Origin of the sequence: Escherichia sp. AM3 (assembly GCF_032029835.1) — a bacterium.
Classification (GTDB): domain Bacteria; phylum Pseudomonadota; class Gammaproteobacteria; order Enterobacterales; family Enterobacteriaceae; genus Escherichia; species Escherichia coli.
In genome coordinates this window covers 1-3,058 of the sequence record NZ_JAVUPQ010000176.1, presented here as the reverse complement: position 1 = coordinate 3,058, position 3,058 = coordinate 1, and the positions used below count along the sequence as shown (strand labels likewise).

The 3,058-nt window shown below is 49.2% G+C and carries 2 protein-coding genes and 1 pseudogene; all 3 read right to left on the bottom strand.

Annotated elements, in window-relative coordinates:
• Positions 1-454, bottom strand: a pseudogene (ghxQ, locus tag RTW80_RS23555) (guanine/hypoxanthine transporter GhxQ); the annotation flags it as partial.
• A gap of 35 nt (positions 455-489) precedes the next feature.
• On the bottom strand, positions 490-1,806 hold the full coding sequence (gene guaD, locus RTW80_RS23550; protein WP_001336279.1) for a guanine deaminase: 1,317 nt from the start codon (positions 1,804-1,806) through the stop codon (positions 490-492).
• A 17-nt stretch (positions 1,807-1,823) separates the two neighbouring features.
• On the bottom strand, positions 1,824-3,058 hold a 1,235-nt coding region (gene xanQ / locus RTW80_RS23545), incomplete at its 5' end, for a xanthine/proton symporter XanQ (protein ID WP_312720458.1).

The window sequence follows — 3,058 nt, the reverse complement described above, 5'->3', positions numbered from 1 at the left end:
CTGTACCGTGAGCGATACCCATCGGTAAATTACGTAAGATCCAGGTACGCACACCGGTTACGGAAATAGCGGTGAAGATGACGCCCATCAGAAATACCGCGCCCAGTGCGACAGGAACGCTAATTTGTTGCCCGAGTACCAGACTGAATGCGGTAAACGCCGTCAAGGAAATCGCGCAACCAATCGCCATTGGCAAATTAGCCCATAATCCCATCAGCAACGAGCCGAAGCCCGCGACCAGACAGGTGGCAACAAACACAGCTGCGGGAGGAAAACCTGCTTTGCCCAGCATTCCCGGAACGACGATAACGGAATAAACCATGGCCAGAAAGGTCGTTAAGCCAGCCAGTACTTCCTGACGAACGGTACTGCCACGAGCGGTAATTTTAAAATAATTATCCAGCGCGCCCTGTGGCTTTGGTGCGTCCGGTGTTTGTAGGATGTCTCCAGACATAATGATGTCCTCACGAGGATGTTAAAGTTTTATTATTAGTTGCGTTCGTACACCAGACGACCATCAACGTAGGTGCGGTAGATCGAACGGTCATCGCCCAACGTCATCATCACGAACAATTTGTCGACTAAAGAAACAGAGTTGTCATAGCGCAGCTGCTGTAGCGGAGTGGCGGTGGGTTCCATCACCACGAAATCAGCCTCTTTGCCAGGTAAAAAGTTGCCAATCAAATCGTCAAGGCCCAGAGATTTCGCTCCGCCGAGCGTGGCCAGGTAAAACGCTTCATATGCCGAGAGGCGATAGCCTTGTAATTGCAATACTTTGTAGGCTTCGTTCAGCGTTTGCAGCATGTTGAAAGTGGTTCCGGCACCGATATCCGTTCCCATGCCCACTTTAACTTTCTTCTGCCATGCTTTTTTCAAGTTGAATAAGCCGCTGCCGAGGTAAAGGTTGGAGGTCGGACAGAAAGCAATGCTGGATTTGGTTTCGCTGAGACGATCCCACTCTTTTTCTTCGAGATGGACGCAGTGAGCAAAGACACAGTTTTTACCGGTCAGGCCGTACTGATGGTAAACATCCAGATAACCATCATGGTCAGGATAAAGCGATTTCACCCAGGCAATTTCATCTTTGTTTTCACAGAGATGGGTATGTACCCACGTATCCGGATATTCTTCTTTCAGGCGTTGCGCCATCGCCATCTGTTCAGGAGATGAGGTCGGGGCGAAGCGTGGCGTAATCGCATATAGCAGACGACCATTTTTGTGCCAGCGTTCGATCAGTTCTTTGCTTTGGTGATAGCTGCTTTCGGCAGTGTCGAGCAGATAATCCGGTGCGTTGCGGTCCATCATCACCTTACCGGCAATCATACGCATATTGATATGACTGGCGGCTTCAAACAGCGCATCAACAGATTGCGGATGAACAGTGCCAAACACCAGCGCCGTGGTGGTTCCGTTACGTAAAAGCTGCTTGATGAAGAACGCCGACATTTCGCGGGCGTACTCTAAATCCTCATAACGACGTTCAGTAGGGAAGGTGTGTTTATTCAACCACTCCAGCAATTGCTCACCATAGGCCCCCACCATTTCACTTTGCGGATAATGGATATGTGTATCGACAAAGCCCGGTACTATCAGTTTGCCGCGATAGTCGCGCACGCGAATGGTGTCAGGAATTTGATGCTTTCCGTTTTCCCATTCGCCAAACCATTCCACTTTTCCCTGTTTAATGAGTAATAAACCATCCTCAATAAACCGCAGCGCAGAGGCAATCTCTTCCGGGTTATCGATCGTACGGGTGACATCAATAAAACTGCCTCGTACCGCTTTTAACGTGTGTTCTCCTGACATCATTGACTCCTTTACTGTTAATCCATCTCTTCCGCTGAGGTAATACCAGGCAGAACGTTTTCCTGTCGGTAGCCACCAGGGAGGATAATATTTAATAAAATCGCAGTTAACCCGCCAGCACAAATAGGGTTTTCAACTAATACATAAATAGAGGCTGGCAATATTTTAAAAATTTCGGGATCGTAGGAGACGCCAAGCCCTAAACCTAAAGAAGTGGCGACAATAAGTGTTTCACGGCGCTTTAAACCGTTGGTGATGATGATGCGAATCCCTGCGATGGCAATCATGGAAAACATCAACGTCATTGCGCCTCCCAGAACTGCCGAGGGAATGGTCGTGAAGAAGCCGCCAATCATCGGAAATAAGCCGAGGATAACCAGCATTACCGCGATGGTTCGCCCGACATAACGTGAAGCGACGCCAGTCATCTGAATAACCCCATTATTTTGCGCAAACGTGGTTAATGGTAATGAACCGACAGCGGAGGCGATAACAGAAACCAGACCATCTGCCAGCACGCCGCCTTTCAGCCGGGACTGATACTCTTCCCCCTGAATGGGGCGGCGGGAAACCATTGCCGTGGCGGTGATATCGCCGACTGCTTCCAGCACGCTAAGCAGATAAATCGTGCCAACCACCAGGAACTGATGGAAGCTAAAACTAAAGCCGTATTTGAACGGATGCGGGATGGTGATTAACGGCAAATTGCGCATACTGCTGAAATCCACCATGCCCAGGCATAACGATGCGATATAGCCGACACATAGCCCAATGGCGATCCCTCCCATGCGTAGCAACGGACTGCGACAGCAGTTAAAGCCGATCACCACAATTAAAACCAATAAACCAACGCCGAGATGTTCGTAATTGCCGAACGTACCGCTGCTTTTGGCTGCAAATCCTCCACCAAAATCGATAATGCCGACTTTAATCAGGCTTAAGCCGATCATCAGTACCACAATACCGCTGACGGTAGGCGTAATAACCCGACGTAAATAGGGCAAGATAAATGAAGATCCGACAACCAGAAATGCGCCAACGAAGGAGACGCCGAGAAGCGACGACATGATTAACTCTTCGTGAAAACCGTCGCTTTTCATGCTGCTGCCCAGCGCAATCATGACCGTAACAAATGAAAAATTGACTGACTGAATTGAGAGTAGGCCAGAACCGACGATGCCGTAGCGGTTTACTTGTAACCAGGTACCAATACCAGAGGCGATCATCGCCATAGAAACAAGATAGGCAGTTG